The 23,513-nt window shown below is 34.2% G+C and carries 25 protein-coding genes; 19 read left to right on the plus strand and 6 right to left on the minus strand.

The window, feature by feature from the left end; genetic code table 11:
* Nucleotides 1-124 precede the first annotated feature (124 nt).
* Nucleotides 125-436 carry a DUF485 domain-containing protein gene (locus tag QNJ52_RS05660; RefSeq protein ID WP_086037847.1) on the plus strand — a complete coding sequence of 104 codons (312 nt, stop codon included), beginning with the start codon at nucleotides 125-127 and terminating at the stop codon, nucleotides 434-436.
* A complete protein-coding gene (locus QNJ52_RS05665; protein WP_219493526.1) occupies nucleotides 433-1,980 on the plus strand; it encodes a solute symporter family protein in 1,548 nt (515 codons plus the stop codon). Before QNJ52_RS05660 ends, QNJ52_RS05665 begins: the two co-directional genes overlap by 4 nt.
* A 79-nt stretch (nucleotides 1,981-2,059) precedes the next feature.
* Here the strand turns inward: QNJ52_RS05665 and QNJ52_RS05670 are convergent, their stop codons facing one another.
* Nucleotides 2,060-2,731 carry an ABC transporter ATP-binding protein gene (locus QNJ52_RS05670; protein WP_481817291.1) on the minus strand — a complete coding sequence of 224 codons (672 nt, stop codon included), beginning with the start codon at nucleotides 2,729-2,731 and terminating at the stop codon, nucleotides 2,060-2,062.
* A 2-nt stretch (nucleotides 2,732-2,733) separates the two neighbouring features.
* Complete coding sequence (locus tag QNJ52_RS05675; protein WP_219493527.1) at nucleotides 2,734-3,756, minus strand: FtsX-like permease family protein; 1,023 nt, start codon at nucleotides 3,754-3,756, stop codon at nucleotides 2,734-2,736.
* Between the two features lie 78 nt (nucleotides 3,757-3,834).
* Between QNJ52_RS05675 and QNJ52_RS05680 the strand changes: the two genes are divergently transcribed.
* From QNJ52_RS05680 to QNJ52_RS05700, 5 genes are all read left to right on the plus strand, one after another.
* Nucleotides 3,835-4,506: a response regulator transcription factor gene (locus QNJ52_RS05680; RefSeq protein WP_219493528.1), complete on the plus strand. Its 672-nt coding sequence runs from the start codon at nucleotides 3,835-3,837 to the stop codon at nucleotides 4,504-4,506.
* The gene (locus QNJ52_RS05685) at nucleotides 4,499-5,836 is read left to right on the plus strand and encodes a sensor histidine kinase (protein ID WP_219493529.1); all 1,338 of its coding nucleotides are present in this window, start codon (nucleotides 4,499-4,501) and stop codon (nucleotides 5,834-5,836) included. Before QNJ52_RS05680 ends, QNJ52_RS05685 begins: the two co-directional genes overlap by 8 nt.
* A 125-nt stretch (nucleotides 5,837-5,961) precedes the next feature.
* Entirely contained in the window at nucleotides 5,962-6,837 is an 876-nt protein-coding gene (locus QNJ52_RS05690; RefSeq protein ID WP_219493530.1) for an SDR family oxidoreductase, read from the plus strand.
* A gap of 111 nt (nucleotides 6,838-6,948) precedes the next feature.
* Nucleotides 6,949-8,058: a YibE/F family protein gene (locus QNJ52_RS05695; RefSeq protein WP_219493531.1), complete on the plus strand. Its 1,110-nt coding sequence runs from the start codon at nucleotides 6,949-6,951 to the stop codon at nucleotides 8,056-8,058.
* Nucleotides 8,055-8,822, plus strand: a complete 768-nt coding sequence (locus tag QNJ52_RS05700; RefSeq protein WP_219493532.1) for a YibE/F family protein — start codon at nucleotides 8,055-8,057, stop codon at nucleotides 8,820-8,822. The genes QNJ52_RS05695 and QNJ52_RS05700 overlap by 4 nt, the downstream gene beginning before the upstream one ends.
* A gap of 15 nt (nucleotides 8,823-8,837) precedes the next feature.
* Here the strand turns inward: QNJ52_RS05700 and QNJ52_RS05705 are convergent, their stop codons facing one another.
* The 3 genes from QNJ52_RS05705 to QNJ52_RS05715 are packed head-to-tail and all read right to left on the minus strand — an operon-like array spanning nucleotide 8,838 to nucleotide 11,296.
* Nucleotides 8,838-9,761 carry a metal ABC transporter solute-binding protein, Zn/Mn family gene (locus tag QNJ52_RS05705; protein WP_283722067.1) on the minus strand — a complete coding sequence of 308 codons (924 nt, stop codon included), beginning with the start codon at nucleotides 9,759-9,761 and terminating at the stop codon, nucleotides 8,838-8,840.
* Between the two features lie 5 nt (nucleotides 9,762-9,766).
* Nucleotides 9,767-10,594, minus strand: a complete 828-nt coding sequence (locus QNJ52_RS05710; RefSeq protein ID WP_219493536.1) for a metal ABC transporter permease — start codon at nucleotides 10,592-10,594, stop codon at nucleotides 9,767-9,769.
* The gene (locus tag QNJ52_RS05715; RefSeq protein ID WP_283722068.1) at nucleotides 10,595-11,296 is read right to left on the minus strand and encodes a metal ABC transporter ATP-binding protein; all 702 of its coding nucleotides are present in this window, start codon (nucleotides 11,294-11,296) and stop codon (nucleotides 10,595-10,597) included. It abuts the gene before it with no gap.
* Nucleotides 11,297-11,424: 128 nt separating this feature from the next.
* Between QNJ52_RS05715 and QNJ52_RS05720 the strand changes: the two genes are divergently transcribed.
* Nucleotides 11,425-12,063, plus strand: a complete 639-nt coding sequence (locus QNJ52_RS05720; protein ID WP_219493539.1) for a metal-dependent transcriptional regulator — start codon at nucleotides 11,425-11,427, stop codon at nucleotides 12,061-12,063.
* Between the two features lie 33 nt (nucleotides 12,064-12,096).
* Here QNJ52_RS05720 and QNJ52_RS05725 read toward each other — a convergent pair whose 3' ends face one another.
* Entirely contained in the window at nucleotides 12,097-12,921 is an 825-nt protein-coding gene (locus QNJ52_RS05725; RefSeq protein ID WP_283722069.1) for a formate/nitrite transporter family protein, read from the minus strand.
* A gap of 344 nt (nucleotides 12,922-13,265) precedes the next feature.
* On the opposite strand from QNJ52_RS05725, the gene ahpC reads away from it, so the two are divergent.
* From ahpC to QNJ52_RS05780, 11 genes are all read left to right on the plus strand, one after another.
* The gene (gene ahpC, locus QNJ52_RS05730; RefSeq protein WP_012656009.1) at nucleotides 13,266-13,835 is read left to right on the plus strand and encodes an alkyl hydroperoxide reductase subunit C; all 570 of its coding nucleotides are present in this window, start codon (nucleotides 13,266-13,268) and stop codon (nucleotides 13,833-13,835) included.
* 106 nt (nucleotides 13,836-13,941) lie between these two features.
* Complete coding sequence (gene ahpF, locus QNJ52_RS05735; protein ID WP_283722070.1) at nucleotides 13,942-15,465, plus strand: alkyl hydroperoxide reductase subunit F; 1,524 nt, start codon at nucleotides 13,942-13,944, stop codon at nucleotides 15,463-15,465.
* An 88-nt stretch (nucleotides 15,466-15,553) separates the two neighbouring features.
* The gene (modA, locus tag QNJ52_RS05740) at nucleotides 15,554-16,321 is read left to right on the plus strand and encodes a molybdate ABC transporter substrate-binding protein (protein ID WP_241427466.1); all 768 of its coding nucleotides are present in this window, start codon (nucleotides 15,554-15,556) and stop codon (nucleotides 16,319-16,321) included.
* 165 nt (nucleotides 16,322-16,486) lie between these two features.
* A complete protein-coding gene (locus tag QNJ52_RS05745) occupies nucleotides 16,487-16,822 on the plus strand; it encodes a hypothetical protein (protein WP_283722071.1) in 336 nt (111 codons plus the stop codon).
* A 98-nt stretch (nucleotides 16,823-16,920) separates the two neighbouring features.
* The gene (locus QNJ52_RS05750) at nucleotides 16,921-18,210 is read left to right on the plus strand and encodes an MFS transporter (protein WP_219493547.1); all 1,290 of its coding nucleotides are present in this window, start codon (nucleotides 16,921-16,923) and stop codon (nucleotides 18,208-18,210) included.
* Between the two features lie 201 nt (nucleotides 18,211-18,411).
* Entirely contained in the window at nucleotides 18,412-19,884 is a 1,473-nt protein-coding gene (locus tag QNJ52_RS05755; protein WP_283722072.1) for a flagellar basal body-associated FliL family protein, read from the plus strand.
* 20 nt (nucleotides 19,885-19,904) lie between these two features.
* Nucleotides 19,905-21,065, plus strand: a complete 1,161-nt coding sequence (locus tag QNJ52_RS05760) for an ABC transporter permease (protein WP_283722073.1) — start codon at nucleotides 19,905-19,907, stop codon at nucleotides 21,063-21,065.
* Nucleotides 21,062-21,982: an ABC transporter permease gene (locus QNJ52_RS05765; RefSeq protein WP_283722074.1), complete on the plus strand. Its 921-nt coding sequence runs from the start codon at nucleotides 21,062-21,064 to the stop codon at nucleotides 21,980-21,982. The genes QNJ52_RS05760 and QNJ52_RS05765 overlap by 4 nt, the downstream gene beginning before the upstream one ends.
* A 4-nt stretch (nucleotides 21,983-21,986) precedes the next feature.
* Nucleotides 21,987-22,676, plus strand: coding sequence for an ABC transporter ATP-binding protein (locus QNJ52_RS05770; RefSeq protein WP_041635758.1), 690 nt, complete (start codon nucleotides 21,987-21,989; stop codon nucleotides 22,674-22,676).
* Nucleotides 22,663-22,806, plus strand: coding sequence for a hypothetical protein (locus QNJ52_RS05775; protein ID WP_219493554.1), 144 nt, complete (start codon nucleotides 22,663-22,665; stop codon nucleotides 22,804-22,806). The genes QNJ52_RS05770 and QNJ52_RS05775 overlap by 14 nt, the downstream gene beginning before the upstream one ends.
* Before the next feature lie 68 nt (nucleotides 22,807-22,874).
* Nucleotides 22,875-23,510, plus strand: a complete 636-nt coding sequence (locus tag QNJ52_RS05780; protein WP_283722075.1) for an FMN-dependent NADH-azoreductase — start codon at nucleotides 22,875-22,877, stop codon at nucleotides 23,508-23,510.
* Nucleotides 23,511-23,513: the final 3 nt, after the last annotated feature.

Raw genomic sequence — 23,513 nt, forward strand, 5'->3', positions numbered from 1 at the left:
GAAGGAGTATTTATACTCCTTTCTTTTTATGCATAAATTTATTAATTAAATATTGACAATATTCTGACAAATAAATAGAATGAAATAGGGTGCATAATTACACAATGTATAAGGGGATGAGTAGATGGAACAACATGAGTATAATATGATTGCACAAAGTGAAAGTTTCAAGAAATTGCAGAAAGAACGTAAATCTTTTATATTTCCAATCTCATTATTTTTTATTGTAGCGACAATTTTATTTCCAATTCTTACAGGCTATACGAAATTTCTGAATAAAGAAGCATTCTGGAATATTTCCTGGGCATGGATCTATGCATTTATGCTATTTATTATGGTGTGGACGCTTGTAACACTCTACATGTCTAGAGCGAAACACTTTGATATTCAATCAGAAGCAATTATCAATGAATATCGAAAGGGGAATGAGCTATGAATACAACTGTAATTATTATGTTTTTGTTTTTTGTGAGTTTAACATTAATTATTACTTACTTTGCTTCAAAAAGAACAAATTCTGCTGAAGATTTCTACACAGCAGGAGGAGGACTGACAGGCTGGCAAAATGGGCTGGCCATTGCAGGAGATTATCTTTCAGCAGCCTCATTTTTAGGGATCGCTGGAGCTATTGCATTATGGGGATTTGATGGATTTTTCTATAGTATCGGATATTTAACGGCATATTTAATCGTATTATATATCGTTGCAGAACCTTTAAGAAACTTAGGGAAGTATACACTAGCAGACATGATTGCTGCTCGATTTGAACTGAAGAAAGTACGTGCAACGGCTGCAATATCATCGATTACGATTGTTATTTTCTATATGCTTGCACAGCTTGTAGGTGCTGGTGCACTGATTCAGCTCTTATTCAATATACCTTATACATGGGCGGTTATTATCGTTGGAATTATGATGACAATTTATGTACTATTTGGTGGCATGACAGCAACGAGCTGGGTTCAAATGGTCAAAGCAGTTTTATTAATGATTGGAACGATTATTATTTCTTTCCTTGTATTAAAGCACTTTAACTTTAGTATCGCCAACATGTTTGGTGCGATGAAGTCCATTGATGCACCTGAACTTAAGAGTGACTATATTAATCCGGGGTCACAAGGGAAATCGCCATTAGATAATATCTCTTTAATCGTTGCTTTATTATTTGGTACAGCAGGATTACCGCATATTCTCATGCGTTTCTTCACGGTAAATGACGCAAAGACCGCACGATCTTCGGTTATGTGGGCAACATGGCTTATTGGTATTTTTTATATCCTTACAATATTTTTAGGGTTTGGCGCAGCAAGCTTACTAACACGTGAAGAAATCATATCAGCAAACCCTGCAGGAAATATGGCGGCACCCCTTCTTGCGGATAAGCTAGGTGGAGATATCTTGATGTCATTTGTATGTGCTGTTGCGTTTGCTACAATTCTTGCAGTAGTTGCAGGACTTGTATTATCAGGTGCTTCTGCTTTTGCACATGATATTTATGGCGAAATTATTAAGAAAGGTAATATATCAGAACGTGAACAGATGAAAGCAGCAAAAATTGCTTCTTTAGCTGTATCCGTATTATCGATATTACTTGCCTTGTTTGCTCAAAATATGAATGTTGCCTTTCTAGTATCACTTGCTTTTTGTGTGGCAGCAAGTGCAAACTTACCGGTAATTGTATTTACGATTTTCTGGAAGAGGTTTAATACTCAAGGTGCGATTGCAGGATTACTGACAGGATTGATTACTTCTTTGATTTTAGTAATATTGAGCCCGAATGTTATGAATCCTGATGGAACAGCATTTATTACAGCGAATCCTATATTTCCGTTAGCAAACCCTGCAATCATATCTGTACCTGCAGGATTTATCGGAGCGTTCTTAGGAACGTATTTAGGTAAAGCGGAATCTGAAGATAAGTTTAGAGAAGTTGAAGTAAAGTCTGTGACAGGTATTGCTCATTCTGAAGTGACACATTAAGCGTAAATTTGGCACCGTGCCAATTTCGAGCAAGAAAAAGAGGGTGAATTTGGCGCCATGCCAATTTCACCCTTATACTTTATCTTTCTTTTACTAATTTTCCGCCTTCTAATCTTAATATATGATCTGCATATTTAAAGATACGTTCGTCATGTGTAATAATAATACATGAACTGTTATTCTCTTTCACACGTTCTCTGATGACTTCAACAACTTGTACAGCACGTTCAAAATCTAAACTCGCTGTCGGTTCATCTGCTAAGATGAGAGAAGGATGGTTCATAAACGCACGTGCAATCGCGACACGTTGTTTCTCTCCGCCTGATAAGCTCTTAGGGTAAACTTTCGCACGATGTGATAACCCAAATGTTTCGAGCAAATCATCTGCTTTTTTCATCGCTTCTTTTTTATCTATACCATTTTCTAATGCCACATGTAAGAGTTGTTCTTTCACAGTAAGGAAGGGGACAAGATGAGAGGCCTGAAAGATAAATCCAATATCATCAAGGCGCATCTTTGTAATTTCGGTTTTTGATAAGTGTGATAACGATTTATCATTGATAATTACTTCACCGCTCGTGGGTTGAAGGAGTGCACCGATAATCGTAAGTAGTGTACTTTTACCAGAACCAGAGGGTCCGTACAAGCATACAACTTCCCCATCATTTACTGTAAAGTTAATATCTTTTAGTACTTCAGTTGTAGTATCTCCTTGTTTAAAGGATTTAGATATATGTTTTACGTCTATCATAATTATTCTCCTCCGATTGCTTGAATTGGATCAATTTTTAGTACTTTATATATTGAAAGCATTACACCGATTAATGCGACCACTAAGAATAAACCGATAAGTAAGAAAATAAGGTTAGGATTCAGGAAAAACGGCATTGTTGCCGGTAAATTCATGTTGATGATATAAATAACGCCGATGCTTATGAGCACACTAACCATTACAACAACGATAACTTCCTGCATAAGTTTGAAGATAAGCTTTCTATTACTTGTGCCAATGGCTTTTAAGATACCGTACTCTGTTGTTTTTTGAATTGTGATGACATAGAAGAATACAGTAATCACGATTGCTGAGATTAAGAATAAGAAGATAACCATTAAGTTTAACGGCATTTGTTCTGCTTCATAACTTGGTATTCCTTTCATCGCTGTATCAGGTGTAATCAGTTTTGCATCTTTTAAGTCATCATTAAGCTGATTCATATCAGACTTTGACATTGATTTGATAATACCGGCATTTACGGGGGCCTCTTTGAAGTAGTTGTTATAAGTTTCCTGTGAAACGAGTCCGACAGGCATATGTGCAAACATTTGGTGACGTGTGAATTCTGAAATTTTTAGTTGTTTGTCTTGATCTTTAAGTTTTAAAGTATCGTTTTCTTTAAATGTCTTTGAAGCATGTGAATCAAGATTAACTGTGTTGTCAGCAGGTAGCTTCATATAGTCTTCAGTTACTGTTGCTAATAGAAACTTTTCGTTTTTTTGTGCCTTTACCGGTTGTAACTTAAGTAACGGTATATTTTTATCTTCTAATACTTTTTGGTCATGTTTAGACAAAGGTGTATTCATTAGATTGTTATCTGCATCTTTAGATATTACATAATGACTTGCATCGATTTGTTCGATGAATGATACGTTATCTTTTCCAAGTCCTTGTGCTAAACTAGATACAAATAATACTAAGAATGAGAGTAAGAAGATAATTGCTGCAATCAGCAAGTATTTCACTTTATAATATTTAATTTCTTTTAGTGCTAAGTTCATAATGATCAACCTTTCGCTTTGTTTGTAATACATATATTAAAGGTTGAATATGAACGGAATATGAACGGAGGACATATTGTGCAAAATAATATATTAGTTGTAGATGATGAAATGGCTATTCGTCGCGAAGTTAAAGAAGGTTTTTTGCACCATGATTTTCAAGTGTATGAGGCTAGGAACAGTGATGAAGCGATTAATCTGCTGGATAATGAAAGTATCGATTTATGTATCGTCGATATTATGATGCCAGGTATTGACGGATTCCAGCTGTGCGAGCAAATTAAACAGCTCTATCAACTGCCTGTTATAATGCTTACTGCACGAGATGCATTGGGGGATAAGAGGATTGCGTTTCAAGCAGGAAGTGATGATTATGTTACTAAGCCGTTTGAGATAGAGGAAGTTATCTTTAGAGCACAAGCAATATTAAAGCGTTATGAGAAGGCGGTAGAGAAGATTGAATTCGGCGAGCTGATAATCGATGCAGAAAGTTATGAAGTGATGATGGAAGACGAGTCTTTATATCTTCCAAGAAAAGAATTTGAACTTCTATATTATTTAGTCAGACATTATCCGAAAGTTGCAACGAGAGAACAGCTTATAGAAGAGATATGGGGATATGACTTTGATGGAGATGAACGAACAGTAGATGTACATGTGAAACGTATTCGTAAAAGGTTAGGTGCATTTGACAGTGGTGTAGAAATTCAGACTGTACGCGGTGTAGGGTATAAGGTGCATCATGTTTAAAAGACTGTCTACCCGATTTATAATTGGTACATTCCATGTCATTCTCGTCAGCTCATTACTTTCGTTTATCATCGCAAACATTTATTATCACTTAACGCTAAAAGAACAGAACGACACACGTATAACGAACACTTTAATAACACAGAAGAAATATATCGAATCACATCCAGAAATAAAACCGGAAGCATTTTTCACACAACTCGCAAATTTAAATTTTCAAGTAGTAACAGTCAAGGATGGTAAGAAAGCTTTCTATGGTACACCGTTTAGAGTGAAAAATTTACCGGATAATAGCCCGTTAACGGAAACGTATCATGGAATTAAAGAACGGCCATTTAATGTATTTATTACGGGATTCTTTGATAATGAGACTAGAAATACAGTCGGTATGCCGATGAAAGTTAATAATGAAATATATGATGTTTACATTAGACCAGATGTCGGAGCGAGTATGCATGAATTTAGAATTTTTCTTGCAATACTGTTTCTATGTATTATTGTATTTTCCATCTTATTTGTATTTATTTCATCTAAATATATCGTGCGTCCTGTTGTTCAGCTAAAGGAAGCAGCCCGCAAAATTGGAGATCAGAGTGGTTATCAGACGCAAGTAAAACGTAAGGATGAAATCGGTGTATTAGCACATGAGATGAACATAATGAGTGCTAAAATACTGCATCACGAAGAAATGAATCAACGTTTTGTTGCAAATGTCAGTCATGAAATTCAATCACCTATAACTAATTTACTTGGACAAATTAAACAACTCAGACAAACGAAAGACTTTAGTTTGTTAGATGACATTGAACACCAGTCACAACGTTTAAGTGGACTAACGAAACAATTGCTGATGCTCGCTTCTCTTGAGAAGACTGATACTATAATCGACAAAGAACATTTCAATGGAAAAACACTCATTCAGGAAGTTATACGTAATCATATGTATGCTCTTGATCAAAAAGAAATTTTTGTTACAACGAAACTTAAAGATATTGAAATACTTGGTCATCGAGATTTATGTTATCAAATGATAAGCAACCTACTTTCTAATGCGATTAAATACAGCCCTGAAGATACTCAAATTAAGTTTGAATTAGGAGAGGGAACGTACAAATACATAAAGATTTCAGATGAAGGTTACGGTATGTCTGATAAAACTAAGGAATTATTGTTTGAAAGATTTTATAAAGCTGAAGTACATGAAGATAAAGCACCGTCTAATGGTCTTGGGATGGCAATTGTAAAAGAAATTGCTGATCTACATGACTTTGAAATAGAAGTGGAGAGTGAATTAGATAAAGGGACAATAATTACTATTAAGCTCTCATAAAGAGTACCAGATTGATAAATAATCTGGTACTTTCTCTATCTCTTTGATGTATAGTTTTATACCCTGGATAATTAAACAAGCAACGATAGGGTATAGGTAATTATACAAATCAAGGAGGTCATACTATGTCAAATCCATTAAATAAATATTATAATACGTCTTATGAAAAGCAACCACAAGCATACCCAGGTATTCAGAGTGAAATGAAGCCGGTACCAGATTGTGGCGAACATTCATATAAAGGGACAGATAAGCTTACTGACAAGAAAGCATTCGTTACCGGAGGAGACTCAGGTATTGGTAGAGCAGCTGCAATTGCTTATGCTAAAGAAGGTGCAGATGTCGCAATCAACTATCATCCAGATGAACAAAAAGACGCAGAAGATGTAAAGCGTGTCATTGAAGCTGTAGGCAGAAAGTGTGTGTTATTGCCCGGTGACTTACGCGAGGCAACATTTGCGCGTGAAGTAGCAATTAAAGCATATGAAGCATTAGGCGGATTAGATATACTAGTATTAAATGCAGGTATGCAGCAGTTCGAATATGATATTGAGCAATTAGATGAACAGCAAGTACGAGATACGTTTGAAGTGAACGTTTTCTCAAATATATTTACAATTCAAAGTGTATTAAAACATTTAAGACCTGGTGCCAGCATTATCATGACAAGCTCAATTCAAGGTGTAAAACCAAGTGCACATCTTGTTGATTATGCTATGACGAAAAGCTGTAGCATATCTATGACAAAGAGTTTGGCAGCGCAACTTGGACCTAAAGGCATTCGAGTGAACAGTGTAGCGCCTGGGCCAGTGTGGACACCACTTCAAATAAGTGGAGGTCAACCACAGGATAATATCCCAGAATTCGGTAAAAAAGAACCGCTTGGTAGAGCAGGGCAACCCGTAGAGCTCGCAGATGTTTATGTTTTACTTGCAAGTGACAATGCAAGCTATATTACCGGACAAGTTTATGGTATTACCGGTGGCTCACCAATCAACTAAAATCTCCCGTTAAGGGAGATTTTTTTGTCAAATATACTTATATAGTATCAGTTTTGATTTTTTGCGATATACTGTATTATCAAACCATTATTGATTTGAAAGGAACACCCTATGGTCTTAATGAAAAATATGTTGAAACGCTCAGGATTACAGTGGTTTTCATACAGTTTGACTTTAATCATATGTATTGGAGTAATTGTATTCACGCTTAATAATGATGCACTTTACAAGCTAACAATTGCGAAGGTGACTCATGTGGAAGTTATATCGAAAGAAAGTACAATTGATGCGAATCACCGCAAAGATATTGTATATAAGCAAGTTGTAGAAATGATAGGTACGAATCATAACCATAAAGGTGAAAGGTTCATTGTTACGAATACATATACTAAAAGTAGTGCTTATGATGAGCAATATAAAAAAGGTCAGAAAGTATTTATAAAAGCCGGAGATAAATCGCAAATTATAGGTGAGAAGAGGGATACAGTTTTAGTGACTGCGCTTTCTGTGTTTACGCTACTGCTTATCATTATGGTCGGTAAGAAAGGATTCTATTCATTAATCAGTTTAATTTTAAATTTCTGTATTACGTTATTTGTATTTAATTTCTATTTATCACATAAACATATTCCGATGATACTAATAGCGAGTGTTGCAGTTGTATTATGTACAATACTCACACTCACATTCATTAATGGATTTACGAGGAAAACATGGATTGCGATTGTCAGCACACTCGCAGCCACTTTAGTAACATTGCTCGTTGTGCAAAGCGTGATATATTTAACCTCAGCTGAAGGAATTCGCTATGAAACAATGTCTTACTTGACGATTCCGCCAAAGAAAGTATTTTTGACGACCATCCTTATCGGAACCCTTGGAGCTGTTATGGATATAGCGATCACAATTACGTCATCATTACACGAGATAAAAGTAACGCAGCCTTTATCGAATACCAAGTCACTACGTGCATCGGGGTATGAAATTGGAAAGGATATCATCGGTCCGATGACAAATATTTTATTATTCGCATATTTAAGTAGTGCGATGCCAATTATTATATTGTATTTAGCAAATCATTCACCGATATGGCAGACGTTTAGTTTACATTGGTCGCTTGAACTTGCTCGTGCAGTATCCGGCAGTATCGGTATCGTACTTTCAATACCAATTACGATATGGATCGCGAGCGTGATGCTTGGAGGCGAGGTGAGGCGATGAAGACATTAACATTACTTATTATTATATTATTCATTCTCATGGCAATCGTTGGAGGTAAAAATGGAATAAAAGCTTTTCTTGCAATATTTATGAATATATTCATGTTGGCAGTCGCGATACTTTGTGTTGTGCTTAATGCAAATGTCATATTGGTGGCACTATGTTTCAGCATAATAATGGGATTATTTAATATATTAATCATTAATAAATATGACAATGTGAGTATCTCTGCTTTGATTTCAACATTTATTACGTTTATTATTTCTCTTATCTTTATATATGGAGCAACAAAATTCGGTATGATTCAAGGGTTCCCGATGGAAGATGGGGAAGAGATTGCGACATATTCATTACGTATAGGCGTATCGTTCTTCAATGTCATGCTCTTTGTTATTATGATCAGTGTGTTAGGTGCAATCATTGATTTGTCTGTTTCAATTGCATCAAGTATGGAGTATATTTATCTGAATGAGCCACATTTAACGCGTAGCGAACTGTATCGTTCCGGATTGAATGTTGCAAAAGACATATTATGTACGACAACGAATACATTATACTTTGCCTACTTAGGTACAGGGATGACACTGATAATATGGTTTAAAAATGTAGGTTATACATTTGAACAAATTATTAACTCTAAAGTATTTTCCCAGGAAATATTAATGATTATTTCTGGAGGAGTTGCGGTTGCAATCGCAATTCCTGTGACGTGTGTAACAGCAAGTTATATTATTTATCATCAATTAATAGAGCACAGCGTGTAATTACGCTGCGCTCTACTATTTCAATCCATTATGAATTGTTTTTATATTATGTTCCATCATTTTATAATAACTATCTCCGTCAGTGCCCTTTTGACCGATAGAATCTGTATAGACTTCGCCATAAATCGGTGTTTTAGTCATTTCGCTGAGTGACTGCATACTACGTTTATCGACACTCGTTTCGACGAATAAAGATTTAACCTGATGTTTTTTGACAAAGTTTATTGCTTGTTTCATCTGTTCTGGTGTACCTTGTTTTTCCGTATTAATCTCCCATATATAAGCGTGGCTCAAATCATAGTCTCTACTGAAGTATTTGAACGCGCCTTCACTCGTAATTAAATGACGCTCTGACTTTGAAATATCATTGAATTTATCTTTATACTGCGCGCTTAATGTAGTTAAGCTTTTCGTGTATTGCTCCATATTATTATGGTACACTTTTGAATGATTTTTATCTGCTTTCTCAACTGCTTCAGCGATATTTTTGCTATAAATAATCCCATTATCAATACTTAACCAGGCATGTGGATCAATTGCATTATCGTCATGACGCTCATTTAAGAAAATTTTCTTAACGCCATCACTCACAGCGATAACATTGTCATCGTCTAATTTCTTATCACCTTGTTGTAATGCTTTTTGAAACCACCCGCTTGAAGTTTCTAGGTTTAAGCCATTAAATAACACTAAATCAGCATCAGTAATTGCTTTAATATCTTTCGGTTTAACTTCATAGTCGTGCGGATCTTGTCCAATAGGTACGATATTAGTAATGATTGCATGATCACCCGCAATCGTTTTAGTCATATCATAGATAATAGAGTTTGATGTTACAATTTTTAATTTTCCTTCTTTTTTATCTTGTGAACATGCGCTTAATAAAATTGTTGCCAGCGCAAAGAAGACAATTATTTTAGAAAAATTTTTTGTGTTCATGAATTTCATCCTTTCGTAATAAATATTTTCGTTGTTTTATTGAGTGTAAATATAATGAGATAGATTATAGTTGCGATAATAACAATACATGCGCCACTTGGGACGTTCAATATATAGCTGATATAAATGCCGGTAACTGCACTGAATAATCCAAATGCAGCAGATAAAAGCATCATCTTGTGTAAGCTTTTAGAAATTAAATAGGCGCTTGATGCGGGTGTAATCAACATTGCAACGACGAGTATGATGCCTATTGTTTGTAAGCTAACGACTGTAATAAGTGCTAACAGTATCATTACAGTATAATGCCAGAAGGATGGATTAATACCATTCATTCTGCTGAAGATTGGATCGAACGTCGTTAATTTAAGTTGTCTATAGCAGACAATAATAACGAGGAGTACAGCGAGACTGACAAAGAGCGTTGTATACATTGCTTCTTTCGTTACCGTAAGTATATCTCCGAACAATATGTGATATAAATTTGTCGTCGTCTCCATCATGCTGATCATTACGACACCAACAGAGAAGAATAGAGTAAACGCAATACCAATTGCAGCATCTTTTTTCGTTTTAGAGTGGTCAGTTATTGCGCCGATAAACAAGCTTGTTAATAGACCGGTGAATAATGCTCCAATAAACATTGGTATATGCAATAGAAAACTTAGAGCAACGCCTGGCAATACAGCGTGACTCATCGCGTCACCCATTAAACTTAATCCACGTAATATAATGAGACATCCGACTACTCCTGCTGCGATTCCGACAATCGCTGCTGTAATTAATGCACGTGATAAGAAAGGATAGTTTGAGATTTCAGTAATAAAACTCATTTAAACACCTCCTTGTACAAAATATGTTTGTTTAATATTATCTTCAGTAAGTATGCTTTTAGTGGGTCCTTCAGCAATAATCCCTTTATTCAGTAGAATACATTCATCAAACAAATCAGAAGCTGATCTTAAATCATGATGAACGATAAAGATAAGTTTATGATTTGATTTTAATTTAAATATGCAATCTTTAATGATTTCATAACTTTTGAAATCAATACCAACAAAAGGCTCATCCAGAAAGTAAATATCTTTCTCCTGCATAAGGCTTCGTGCAATCAATACACGTTGTAATTGTCCGCCACTTAAATCGCTGATCAGTTTATGCTGAATATCATTTAATTCCATCAAAGTCATTAATTCATTTACCTTTTTATTATCAGAACGATGTTTCATTAAAGATGAAGCGTATAAACCAGAATGTATTGTATCAATAACAGTGATAGGAAATTCGATATCAATAGATGATTTCTGAGGGATATATGCACAACGTGTGAGTTGCTTAATTAATGGCTTATTATTGAGACTTACTGCTCCGGTTGAGCGAATAAAACCAAGCATACCTTTAAATAATGTAGATTTTCCGGCGCCATTCGGGCCTAAAACTCCTATAAGCTTTCCTGTTAATTGTTGTGTATAATTAATGTCATGAAGAATATGACGTCCATCTATAGAAACGTTTAAATTATGAATTGAAAGCATAGAGACCATCCCTTTTACAAATTTTAAAAATAAGTTTAGGCAAACCTAAACTATATTTAATATAATACTTAAAAAATAATAAAGCAATGGGAAATTTTTCATAAAATTTAAATTTTGGAGGAAGAAGTATGTTAACTGAAGAAAAAGAAGATTATTTAAAGTGTATTTATCATAACAATGGTTTAAATGACTATGTTTCGAATAAAAAAATTGCGACACATCTTGGAATCAAGCCACCGTCTGTAACTGAGATGACGAATCGATTAGAAAAAGAGGGGTATATTACTACTAAACCTTATAAAGGTGCAATGCTGACAGAAGTTGGAGAAAAAGAAGTAGCTCGAGTTGTAAAACGTCATCGTTTAATTGAATGTTTTCTGATTGAAACATTAGGCTATCGTTGGGATGAAGTACATATTGAAGCAGAAGTTCTCGAACACCGTGTATCAGACTTATTTATAGAACGTCTCGATGAAATGTTAAGCTATCCTAAATATTGTCCCCATGGGGCATTAATTCCAAGAGGCAGTTTACAGGAAGAGACACTCCATGCTATTACAGAACTGAATACTGGTGATTCATTCACACTGTCAAAAGTTCGTGATGAAGTGAGGTTGTTATCATACCTATACGAAAATGACATAAAGATCAATGATACATTAGTAATTCAATCTATAGACGAAGCGAATCATATTATGTATTTGAATAAAAATGATCAGCTTGTAAGCTTGAGTATGGAAAATGCGAAAAAACTATACTATAAATAATAAAAACGCCGAACTCTAGTTCGGCGTTCATTATTATCCTTCTATTTCATTTCTACTTCCGTTTAAATATGCATAAACAAGTCCTACAAAGATGCCGCCTCCGATGTAGTTACCGATATAAGCGAAAACAATATTTTTTAGAACATCAATCCATGATAATGCATCGATGTTATAGAACATCATTCCTGCAAACAACCCTGCATTGTAAACAACGTGTTCGTATGCCATAAATACGAATATTACAACACCGACACCGATAAAGAATACTTTTGCCAACATTTCTTTGCATTGAAGTGAGATATAAATTCCGATATTGATAAAGAAGTTTGCGAAAATCCCTTTTATTAAAATTGTAAGCCACGTAGAATCAATCGTTTTTGCGTTAACCGTTTTTGTAAGTGCAGCGACCATTTCCGGCGTCATAACTTTAGTTCCTGTCATCATACCGAATAGTATGAAGCCCCCAATGATGTTACCTATAAAACAGTATGTAAAAATCTTCATCACCTTAGGCATTGAAATAACTTTATAATAAAGACCAACAGTCATGAACATAAAGTTACTCGTTAGTAGTTCCGAGTTTGTCAGCACAATCATAACGAGTGCGATACTAAATGAAATTGCACCAAGTAAATTAATTAAACCTGGATTCGCCCCTGCAAACTGTGTTTTGACTGCGAGCATTAACACCGTCATAATTGCAAGTAAAAATCCAGACATGACAGACTTCAGTACGTATCTGCCCGGTGCACGGTCAACCATGATTTCTTTTGTAGCTACTTGACCAACAATATTTTCGATATTAGGTTTTGAAGCGTGTGTATCTTCAAGTGTTTTTACAGGTCGTTCCAGTGTCATAATACCCCTCCATATGTATGTGCATCATTTCACAATAATTTTAACACAATCAATCAATTTTATATATAGTAATAATACAATTATTATACAATATATTTAAGGATTAATAATGACAAAAAAATTAGGATAATTATTACTATCTCTAAATGAGAATTATAGGAATTAAATGATAAAATTTAATAGGATAAAACAATTCAATAATGCTAGTGACAACTTTAATTAAAATAATTATAAAATTAAATGTCTTTAGTTGACTTGTATTACCCATCATGTATAATAAGAAATGTAGAAATTAGAATTATTCTAAATAAGAATTTTATTAGAATTTCAGGAGGAATTTATTTATGTCATTAATCAACAAAGAAATTTTACCGTTTACAGCACAAGCGTATGATCCAAAAAGTGATGAATTTGTAGAAGTATCAAATGAGTCAATGAAAGGTTCTTGGAGCATCGTATGTTTCTATCCAGCGGACTTCACTTTTGTATGTCCAACTGAATTAGAAGATTTACAAGATCAATATGCAACATTACAAGATTTAGGTGTGAACGTATACTCTGTATCATGTGATACACACTTCACGCACAAAGCTTGGCATGATCACTCAGAAGCAATCTCTAAAATACAGTACACTATGATTGGTGACCCATCACATGTGATTGCACGTAACTTCGATGTGTTAGATGAAGAAGCTGGTCTTGCACAACGTGCTACATTCTTAATCGATCCAGACGGCGTTATTCAAACGATGGAAATTAACAACGATGGTATCGGTCGTGAAGCAAGCGTGTTAATTGATAAAGTGAAAGCTGCTCAATACGTAGCATCACATGATGGTGAAGTATGTCCGGCGAAATGGAAAGAAGGATCTGAAACTTTAACACCTGGTTTAGACTTGGTAGGTAAAATTTAATTATTTAACTTAGCGTTAATATCTATAGTGCCACAACGTATATATTGCGTTGTGGTCTCTATTATCTTTAAGGTGTATAAATATACAATAAAAGGAGCATAAGTAAATGTTAGACAGTAGTTTAAAACAACAATTAAGTCAATACCTTGAGTTACTTGAAGGTGAGATTATTTTAACAGCAAGTAAAGGTGAAGATAAAACTTCACAGGATATGATGGCATTATTAAATGAAATTAGTGAAATGTCGGACAAAATATCTATTAAAGAAGCAGTGCTTAAGAGAACACCTAGCTTCACAGTTGCGCGTCCTGAAGAGGAGGCACGTGTTACTTTTGCAGGTGTACCGTTAGGTCATGAATTTACATCGTTAGTGCTTGCTTTACTGCAAGTGAGCGGCAGAGCTCCAAAACTTGATGAAGCGGTAATCAATCAAATTAAAAAGATTAATCAGCCCTTAAATTTTGAAACGTTTGTAAGTCTAACTTGTACAAAGTGTCCTGATGTTGTCCAAGCATTGAACGTAATGTCGGTGCTTAATCGAAACATTACGCATACAATGATTGATGGTGCAGTATTCAGAGAAGAATCGAAAGATATTATGGCAGTACCTAGTATTTTCTTAGATGGTGAAGAGTTTGGCAGCGGCAAAATGACGGTTGAAGAGATCGTTAATCAAGTTGGTGGAGGCGCTGATGCATCAGAATTTGATGCAAGAGAGCCTTTCGATGTCCTTGTTATTGGTGGAGGACCTGCAAGTGCAGCAGCTTCAATCTATGCTGCGCGTAAAGGTTTAAGAACTGGTATTGTTGCAGAACGTATCGGGGGACAAGTAAATGATACTGCTGCAATTGAAAACTTTATTTCTGTAAAAGAAACGACAGGTCCGGAGTTTGCTCAGAACTTAGTTGATCATATTAAGAGCTATGATATTGATGTGATGAATGCAGTGCGTGTAGAATCGATTGAGAAAATTGATGATATGAGTTATGTCACACTTGAGAACGGTGGAAAGCTTTCAAGTAAAACATTGATTATTAGTACAGGTGCAAAATGGCGTAATATGAACGTGCCAGGTGAAGCTGAATATAAAAATAAAGGTGTAGCTTATTGCCCGCATTGTGACGGTCCTTTATTTGAAGGTAAACGTGTTGCAGTTATCGGTGGCGGAAACTCTGGTGTAGAGGCTGCGATTGATCTTGCTGGTATTGTAGAGCATGTCACTTTACTTGAATTTGGTGAAGAACTAAGAGCTGATAAAGTATTGCAGGACCGTCTTGCTTCGTTAAAAAATGCAGAGATAATTAAATCTGCAGCTACGAAAGAGCTAACAGGTACAGATAAGCTTCAAGCCTTAACTTATATAGATCGTACTACAAATGAAGAACATACAGTTGATTTAGAAGGTGTCTTTGTGCAAATTGGTTTAGTGCCAAGCACTGAATTTGTTGGAGATTTAGTAGAGCGCAATAACCGTGGTGAAATCATCGTTGATCGCAATGGTGCTACAAATGTTCCGGGTATATTTGCAGCAGGGGATTGCACGGATCAAACATATAAACAAATTATTATTTCTATGGGTGCAGGTGCAACGGCAGCATTAAGTGCCTTCGACTATTTAATTAGAAATTAAGATTATCATCAATACCACTTAAGTAATAACTTACATTAAGTGGTATTTTTATTTTGTTTGTGCTTATAATAAAATGAGGAGGAATATTATGAAAAAATTATTTATCATTCTATCAGCAGTTTTATTATTAAGTGCGTGCAATCAAACAGAAGAAATTAAGCAGCAAAAAGATAAAAAGATCATTACGGTATCTGCAGCAGCAAGCTTGAAAGATGCGCTGAATGAAATTGAACAAAAATATGAAAAAAAATATCAGGCGATTGATTTAAAATTTAACTATGGTGCCTCAGGAACACTTGCTCAGCAAATAAAATCAGGTGCGCCTGTGGATATATTTATTTCTGCTGCTGAGGATAAAGTAGACATGCTCGTTGAAGATAATAAAATAAATAAAGATGAGAAAAAATCACTACTTAAAAATCATCTCGTACTTATCTCTAACAGTCCAATCAATAATGTACATGATTTAACATCTAATAAAATAGATAAAATTGCACTGGGCAACCCTGAATTAGTTCCTGCAGGAGCATATGGTAAGCAAATGCTTGAAAATGCTAATCTTTATCAGAAACTAGAAAATAAATACATATTAACTAAAGACGTGAGACAAGTTTTGACTTATGTTGAGACAGGGAATGTAGAAGCTGGCATTGTATATGCCTCAGATTTGAAATCTAGCGAGAAGATAAAGTATTCATTTACAATTAAAGATACATTGCATGACAAAATTATATATCCAGTAGCGATTATAAAAGATACGCATCACAAAGAAGAGGCACAAAAATTCTTTAACTATGTAGCACAGCCAGATACACTTAAAATATTTGAGAAATATGGCTTTGATCCAATAATATAAGGGATGAAATAGAGAAATTAAAATTAATCGTATAAAAAGTACCGAGATAAAATTATGATCGGTAAAGGAATCATGGAGTCAATTTAAAAGCTTGATAGAACTATCTATCGAGCTTTTTATTATTGATATGCATCGAATCACAAAATTAAAGATTCGAGAAGCGAAATGTTCAAACTATATTTAAATCTTTCTAATGTAAAGATGACGTATTCAAATGCATACGGTGAATTTTCAGCTAATAAACAGGTGTTAAAATATTATTATTTAATAATATTTTTAAAAGAACAAATCACATTTTTATTAAACAGACAATTAAGGGATGGACATACAAGATGTATAGATGACGAAGTACTAGGTCATTATTTACTAGCATTTGAAAGGGTGGCGCAACAGCTAGAAAAAGGTATTTTGTTTCCTTCAGTAACACTAGAACCAATTGAGGGTTCGCATCAATTACAACAATTATTAAGTGAACTCCAACAAATAAAATTATTGAAATAAAAAGAAATTTACACTTGTTACAGAATTTATAATAAATTAATGTTATCATCCTAGAATATATATATTATTATATATATAAAATAATTTTAGGAGAAACTATGAAAAAAGATATTAAATTAATGCTATCATTACCAATTTTAAGCTGGGCACTTTATGACTTTAGCAACACTATTTTCAGCGCCAATATCATTACATTATTCTTTCCTCAATTTGTAACAGAACACTTTGGTCAAAATCCGGTAACTGAGCAATTAGCATCTACTTGGATTGCATATTCAGCAAGTATCTCGGCTTTATTGCTTATTATATTGAGCCCGATATACGGTATATATATTGATCGGACGAATCATAAGAAGAAGTGGGTTATTATATTTACTTTGATAGTATTTTTATGCACATTTGGTATGGGTTATGTCTATAAGCATCCTTTAGAAGGCAGCTTTTTAGATGTACCCTTAACTTTTTTAATCATTATAATCTTGTTCACTATTGCTAAGTTTATGTATAACTCAAGTCTTGTATTTTATGACGCAATGATGCCGAGTTTAACAAGTAAAGAAAATCACTCTGTCATTTCTGGTTACGGTGTAGCATTGGGGTATATGGGAACATTATTTGGTGTAATTTCAATCATGACGTTTGTAGGGACGAAAGAAGCTGGAGAGACTTTTATCCCAACCGCGATAATGTTTCTTGTATTTAGTCTGCCGATTTTTATGTTCGGTAAAGACGGAAAAAGACAAAAAGAAGTGCATCACACTTCATTGAAATCTGGATATAAAGAAGTGGTAGAAACATTTAAATTAGCGAAATCAAAGCCAGCAATTTATATCTTTTTGATTGTCTACTTCTTCTTAAACGATGCGCTAGCAACAGCAATTAGTATGATGCAACCTTATGCTACAACGGTTGTCGGTTTTACGAGCCAGCAGTTTATAGTTGTATTCATGGCAGCAACAGTATTCAGTATCATCGGGGCATTTGTGTTTGGATATATCGCAAAACATATAGGATCATTAAAGGCGCTGCATTACGTCGGACTCATATTGATGATTGCATTAATACTAGCGAGCCTACCTCTGCCTAAAGAAGTCTTCTATATATGTGCAGTGCTGTTCGGGATTGCGATGGGTTCGATATGGGTAATTTCCAGAACGTTAATTATTGAATTAGCACCGGAAGAACACGTCGGACAATTTTTCGGTTTGTTTTCGATGAGCGGGAAGTTGTCAGCAGTAATCGGGCCGTTTATATATGGAACCATCACACTGTTGTTAAAAGACTATGGCCCGCTTGCGAGTAGAATAGCGATATTATCTTTATTTATTATGGCGTTATTTGCATACATTCTTCATTTCAAAGTTATTAAAACGTCAAAAGTTCAATAAGATAATTATTATTTAAATAAAATATAATATTACATGGCTATAGTTAGTTAAATATAGCGCTTATGAATTTTTGTATTAAATTCAAGGGATTATATATAGAGTAACAAAATAATATAAATGGATTTATTTTGAAGATAACTATTTAAGATAAAAATAAAGTCTGATATGATTGAGTTAACAAACCAAGGAGGATTATCATTTATGAAGAAATCTAAAGGCTTGATCATCGGACTTATCGCGGCACTCGTATTGATTGGTGGAGGCGCAGCTGCATACTTTTTTATGACAAATACACCAAAAAATGCTTACCTATTAAGCGAGAAAAAATCGATGGATAACATGTCGAAGTATGTAGAAATGAGGTTTCCAGAAGAATCTAAATTTCAGCAAAAACTAAAAGATGAAAGTTATGCATCTAATTTAAAATTAGGTGTAGATGTTCCTGAGAATTTAACGGATGGATTAGGTGTTTCTAAATCCATGATTGATTCATCGAACATTATTTTAGATTTAGCGCATAATGGTAAAGAGAAAAAATCGAAGATAAGTCTTACTCCGACAATTGCGGATAACAATATAGGAGCATTTACGTGGAGTGCAGATAAAGATAATCAATATTTGGATGCACCTGTACTAGATAAACCTTTAAATGTTCCTAATAATAAGATTGTTGATACGCTTGAAAAATTAAATCCAACATTGGTAGAAGAAGGCATGACGAATGAATCGTTGAATTTAAACAATATATTAAGTGGTGCAACGATTTCTGAGGAAGATGTTAACAAAATTGCTGAGCGTTACATTAAGATCGTTGTCGATAGCGTCAAAGATGAAAATTTTAAGAAAGACAAAGAAAAAGTAAGTGTCTTTGGTAAAAATATGGATCTAGACAAGCTTACAATGCATCTTAAAAGAGAGGATGTTAAGAAAGTTGTTCTCGCAGTGCTTGAAGAAGCAAAGGATGATAAAGAGTTACAAGAATTATTAAAGTCTCAGAATCAAGGTAAGGATGTAAAGCAAGAGATAGAGAAATTAATTAAAGATGCTAAGAAAGAAGAAGTGAAGAACTATCCTGAAATCAATTCAATTATTTATGTTGATGGAAAGGATATATTGAAACGTGATCTAACAATCAAAGGGCAAGATGATAAAGATGTAAAGGTTCTAGGGTCTTCTCAAATCAATGATAATCTTAAATTAGACTATCATCTTTCAGCAGGTGATGAGGAGATTTTAATTGTAAAAGGTGAATCTAAAAAATCAGACAAGAAATTTGAAGATTCATATCAGCTGTTATTTAATGACGGTGAAGAAAAGGAAGTATCGTTTACAAATGTGTCTACAGCAGATGGCGGAAAGCGAAATGATAAAGGGACAGTCGACCTTACACAATTGGCAGGTAGCGATATGGTACTGAATTTCAATAATGAGATGAATACAGATATAGGTAATAATGAACAAAAACAAAAAGCGGAAGTATCATTTGATGTTGAAGGAGAGGCAGTAAAAATCCTGCTTGATAGCAATACAAAGCTGAAACAAGATTTTAAAGTGGCTAAGAAGGATGCGCGTAATTTAAATACGATGTCAGATAGCGAATTATCTGATTTGCAAACAGAAGTAGAAGATAAATTTGATGAGATTTTCTCAGATGTTACGCAAGACTTTGAATAAATGATAAAGGAGTGATAAATGTGAACTATAAGTTGTTTAACATTTATCACTCTTTTTTATATAAAAAATGGTATTTGCTGCTCTATCTATTGTTACTGTTTGCTACGATTGTCGGTGTCATGATGGTTATAACGTATACTCAAACGAAAGATGAGCGATTTCGTATTGGACTTGTCGATAATGATCAGTCTTCTGAGACACGATTAATCTTAAAGTCTATTGGAGATGGCAAGAGTATCGGCAATAATCTGGAACTTAAACAAATGCCGGAGCATAAAGCAGAAAGATTATTAAAACAAAATAAGCTGGATGGTTATTTTGTTTTAGATAAAGGAATGACAGATTCTTTCTATAAATATGGAACATTGCCGATATCCGTCTATACTTATGATAAGTCATCTGTAAGAAGTGTCGTGATTTATCAGCTTACAGATTCAGTATATAGTAGGCTGATGTTATCTATGGGTGGCATTAAAAGTTACAAAGTGCTGTATCCTGAAGCCTCAAGGGAAGAAATGCTTGAAATGATGACAGATATGCTTTTTACAGGATTGAATCGCAATGGTGCATTTGATGAACAACCTGTGAAACTATATAATTCATACGCATACTATACAGTGAGTGCAATATTTATTTCAATTTATTTATTCTATTTATCATTATTTTCAGTGCTTAAGATGAATCAAGAGCATGCACTGCTTGATCGTTTAAGTCTTTTAAGATTTTCAATCGAAAAATTAACATTTGCACGAAGTATCGTAACATTATTTTATACAATAAGTTTTACGGTTTTTATGTTACTTATTTCTAATATGATGATGAACTATAAGTTTGAATACTATAATTTACAAGCATTGATAACGATAATGGTCATGTATGTAATATTAATTTCGGGACTGCTATTTTTCATAGACTGCTGCTTTACAGGGATGTTAAACATTTTATTTAAGGCAATACTGACAATAGTTATTATATTGTTCTCTGGTGCTACGATACCTTCTGTTTATTTTAAGGGGCACAACGATTTCTTGTACGAACAGCCATTCAGCTATATATTCAATCAACTCGTTGAACTGCTTCTCAATAATTATTTAATTGATCAACCAGGTTACTTATGGCTTTATTTAGTCCTTAGTGTACTTACTGCCTTCATCATCTGGGTATGGAGGTATAGAAGATGAAACCTCTTATTAATTTAATATTTTTAAAGCAATGGAAAGCGTATATAGTACTTCTGACAATCCTGATATCTGTAATATGCACTACACAAGTAGTGCAACAAGCTGTGAATCAAGTATTTAGTATGCCGATTGCAATACAAGATATGGATGAGACCCCAGAGTCTCGTAAGTTGATTGATAAAGTTAAGGATGCTCCTTTCATTAATACGCAATTAATCGAGAAAGATGAAGCCTATATTGATGATGTAATTAAAAGAAAAGAAGCGATTGTTGCTTTTACAATACCAGAAGGATTTTCAAAGCGATTATCAGAACATGACATGAGGGATGCGCTTCCGTTATTTTATAGAGATGACTTTGCGGGATCTATTGCCCAGGAAATTGTAAGTAAGGCACTATATGATATGCAGATTCCATACATCGTTAAGAAGTATGTCGATAAAGATCACGAAGTCAATAGAGATAATGTAGTGCAAACATATAAAAAAGAAACACCAAAGAGCAAAATTAAACAGTTTGCAGTCAATCGAGTTGAATCACATTCAGTATCGATGAATTTTATAGTCAGTCTATTATTACTCTGTGCATCATTACAAATTGTATTACATCGAAATATTGCACAACACGCAGCATTATCGAGAATATTCATGTTTCCTCATACACGCATACAGTACCATTTATTATATGTGTTAATCCACACATTGCTTATTATGTTTTGTGTCGGGGCTGCGAGTATTATTCTTGATGCTCAGATGAGCTTATATTTTTATATTGTTGTACTCTTTACAGTAATCATTTATGAATATGTATTATCTGCACTGCTGATTTATATTAAGACGATAAGTCATAAGATGTTTATGACGGTAACTTTTTCTTTAACAATTATTACGGTATTAAATCTCTTACTGTTTGGGTGATATTATGATAACAATAGACAATTTATACAAGAAATATAAACGTAAAGTTATATTCGAAGGATTGAATACAACGTTTCGTGATAAATCATTGACCATGTTACTTGGTGAGAATGGTGCTGGAAAATCAACATTACTTCGCATGATTGCAGGGCTTGAAAACCAAGATGAAGGATACATCTTTTATAATGAACAACCATTAGATAAAAAACACATACATAAAATCCTTGGTTATATTCCACAAGATATTGCATTGTTTGAACATATGTCTGTAGATGACAACATTCATTTATTCAAAGGATTGAATCAACAAGTATTAGATGAAGATACAATTAATCGATACAAGAAGCTACTTAATCTTAATGAAACGACAGCATTAATCAATACGTTATCAGGTGGGACGAAACGTAAAGTGAACTTACTGATCGGGCTCTTAGGGAAGCCAGAAATAATTATTTTAGATGAGCCGACAGTCGGCATAGATATGAAATCTAGATATGATATCCATCGCCTGCTTAATGAATTAAAGCAACACACTTTAATGATTATGACGACGCATCATATGGATGAGGTAGAGGCCATAGCAGACGAAATTAAATTAATTGGTAAAGATCCTTTCTACAAAGAGGTACTCGCAGACTCAAACTTGCATTTTGAAAATATGTTGAAAACAGAGGATGACAATGGAACAATTTAGTGAATATCTGGAAAGTATTCAAGATGCACAAAAAATCGAAAAGATTATTCGTTTCAATATTGAAGCCAAAAAGATGTCGATACGTTCTGGAGAAAATAATAAATTTTACACTTTGAAATTAATCGGTTGATTTTATTATATTATATGGTATATTAAATATACCGAGTATATTAATTAAATCAAAGGGAGTAATTTATTATGACAAAAGTATTATATATTACAGGTCATCCAAATGACGAAACAGTTTCAAATTCTATGGCAGCAGGTAAATCATTTATCGAAAGCTATAAACAATCAAATCCAGATCACGAAGTTGTGCATATCGATCTTTATGACACATTCATTCCATTAATCGATAAAGAAGTATTTGATGGTTGGGGTAAATTACAATCAGGTAAAGGATTCGAAGCGTTATCTGAAACAGAACAACAAAAAGTTGCTCGTTTAAATGAATTAAGTGACGAATTTGCAGCAGCAGATAAATACGTATTCGTTACGCCGATGTGGAACCTGTCATTCCCAGCAGTAGTTAAAGCATATATCGATGCTGTCGCTGTAGCGGGAAAAGCTTTCAAATACACAGCAGAAGGTGCTGTAGGATTATTAACAGACAAAAAAGCATTACTTATTCAATCACGTGGTGGTATTTATTCAGAAGGACCAGCAGCAGACTTGGAATTAGGTAACCGTTACTTACAAACAATTCTTGGATTCTTCGGTGTGCCAAGTGTTGAAGAATTAGTTATCGAAGGCCATAATCAAATGCCAGAGAAAGCAGAAGAAATTAAAGCAGACGGTGTACGTCGTGCAGAAGCATTAGGAAAAACATTTTAATAT

The organism is Macrococcus sp. S115, from assembly GCF_030067655.1.
GTDB lineage: Bacteria > Bacillota > Bacilli > Staphylococcales > Staphylococcaceae > Macrococcoides > Macrococcoides psychrotolerans.

Excerpts from the sequence above, each read along its gene's own strand:
- QNJ52_RS05710 (WP_219493536.1), bottom strand. The coding sequence starts at position 10,594 with ATGAGTTTTATTACTGAAATCTCAAACTATCCTTTCTTATCACGTGCA.
- QNJ52_RS05665 (WP_219493526.1), top strand. The coding sequence starts at position 433 with ATGAATACAACTGTAATTATTATGTTTTTGTTTTTTGTGAGTTTAACA.
- QNJ52_RS05690 (WP_219493530.1), top strand. The coding sequence starts at position 5,962 with ATGTCAAATCCATTAAATAAATATTATAATACGTCTTATGAAAAGCAA.
- modA (WP_241427466.1), top strand. The coding sequence starts at position 15,554 with ATGAAAAAATTATTTATCATTCTATCAGCAGTTTTATTATTAAGTGCG.
- QNJ52_RS05715 (WP_283722068.1), bottom strand. The coding sequence starts at position 11,296 with ATGCTTTCAATTCATAATTTAAACGTTTCTATAGATGGACGTCATATT.
- ahpC (WP_012656009.1), top strand. The coding sequence starts at position 13,266 with ATGTCATTAATCAACAAAGAAATTTTACCGTTTACAGCACAAGCGTAT.
- QNJ52_RS05750 (WP_219493547.1), top strand. The coding sequence starts at position 16,921 with ATGAAAAAAGATATTAAATTAATGCTATCATTACCAATTTTAAGCTGG.
- QNJ52_RS05755 (WP_283722072.1), top strand. The coding sequence starts at position 18,412 with ATGAAGAAATCTAAAGGCTTGATCATCGGACTTATCGCGGCACTCGTA.
- QNJ52_RS05695 (WP_219493531.1), top strand. The coding sequence starts at position 6,949 with ATGGTCTTAATGAAAAATATGTTGAAACGCTCAGGATTACAGTGGTTT.
- QNJ52_RS05705 (WP_283722067.1), bottom strand. The coding sequence starts at position 9,761 with ATGAACACAAAAAATTTTTCTAAAATAATTGTCTTCTTTGCGCTGGCA.
- QNJ52_RS05725 (WP_283722069.1), bottom strand. The coding sequence starts at position 12,921 with ATGACACTGGAACGACCTGTAAAAACACTTGAAGATACACACGCTTCA.
- QNJ52_RS05765 (WP_283722074.1), top strand. The coding sequence starts at position 21,062 with ATGAAACCTCTTATTAATTTAATATTTTTAAAGCAATGGAAAGCGTAT.
- QNJ52_RS05700 (WP_219493532.1), top strand. The coding sequence starts at position 8,055 with ATGAAGACATTAACATTACTTATTATTATATTATTCATTCTCATGGCA.
- QNJ52_RS05745 (WP_283722071.1), top strand. The coding sequence starts at position 16,487 with ATGTTCAAACTATATTTAAATCTTTCTAATGTAAAGATGACGTATTCA.
- ahpF (WP_283722070.1), top strand. The coding sequence starts at position 13,942 with ATGTTAGACAGTAGTTTAAAACAACAATTAAGTCAATACCTTGAGTTA.
- QNJ52_RS05775 (WP_219493554.1), top strand. The coding sequence starts at position 22,663 with ATGGAACAATTTAGTGAATATCTGGAAAGTATTCAAGATGCACAAAAA.
- QNJ52_RS05780 (WP_283722075.1), top strand. The coding sequence starts at position 22,875 with ATGACAAAAGTATTATATATTACAGGTCATCCAAATGACGAAACAGTT.
- QNJ52_RS05660 (WP_086037847.1), top strand. The coding sequence starts at position 125 with ATGGAACAACATGAGTATAATATGATTGCACAAAGTGAAAGTTTCAAG.
- QNJ52_RS05720 (WP_219493539.1), top strand. The coding sequence starts at position 11,425 with ATGTTAACTGAAGAAAAAGAAGATTATTTAAAGTGTATTTATCATAAC.
- QNJ52_RS05770 (WP_041635758.1), top strand. The coding sequence starts at position 21,987 with ATGATAACAATAGACAATTTATACAAGAAATATAAACGTAAAGTTATA.
- QNJ52_RS05670 (WP_481817291.1), bottom strand. The coding sequence starts at position 2,731 with ATGATAGACGTAAAACATATATCTAAATCCTTTAAACAAGGAGATACT.
- QNJ52_RS05685 (WP_219493529.1), top strand. The coding sequence starts at position 4,499 with ATGTTTAAAAGACTGTCTACCCGATTTATAATTGGTACATTCCATGTC.
- QNJ52_RS05675 (WP_219493527.1), bottom strand. The coding sequence starts at position 3,756 with ATGAACTTAGCACTAAAAGAAATTAAATATTATAAAGTGAAATACTTG.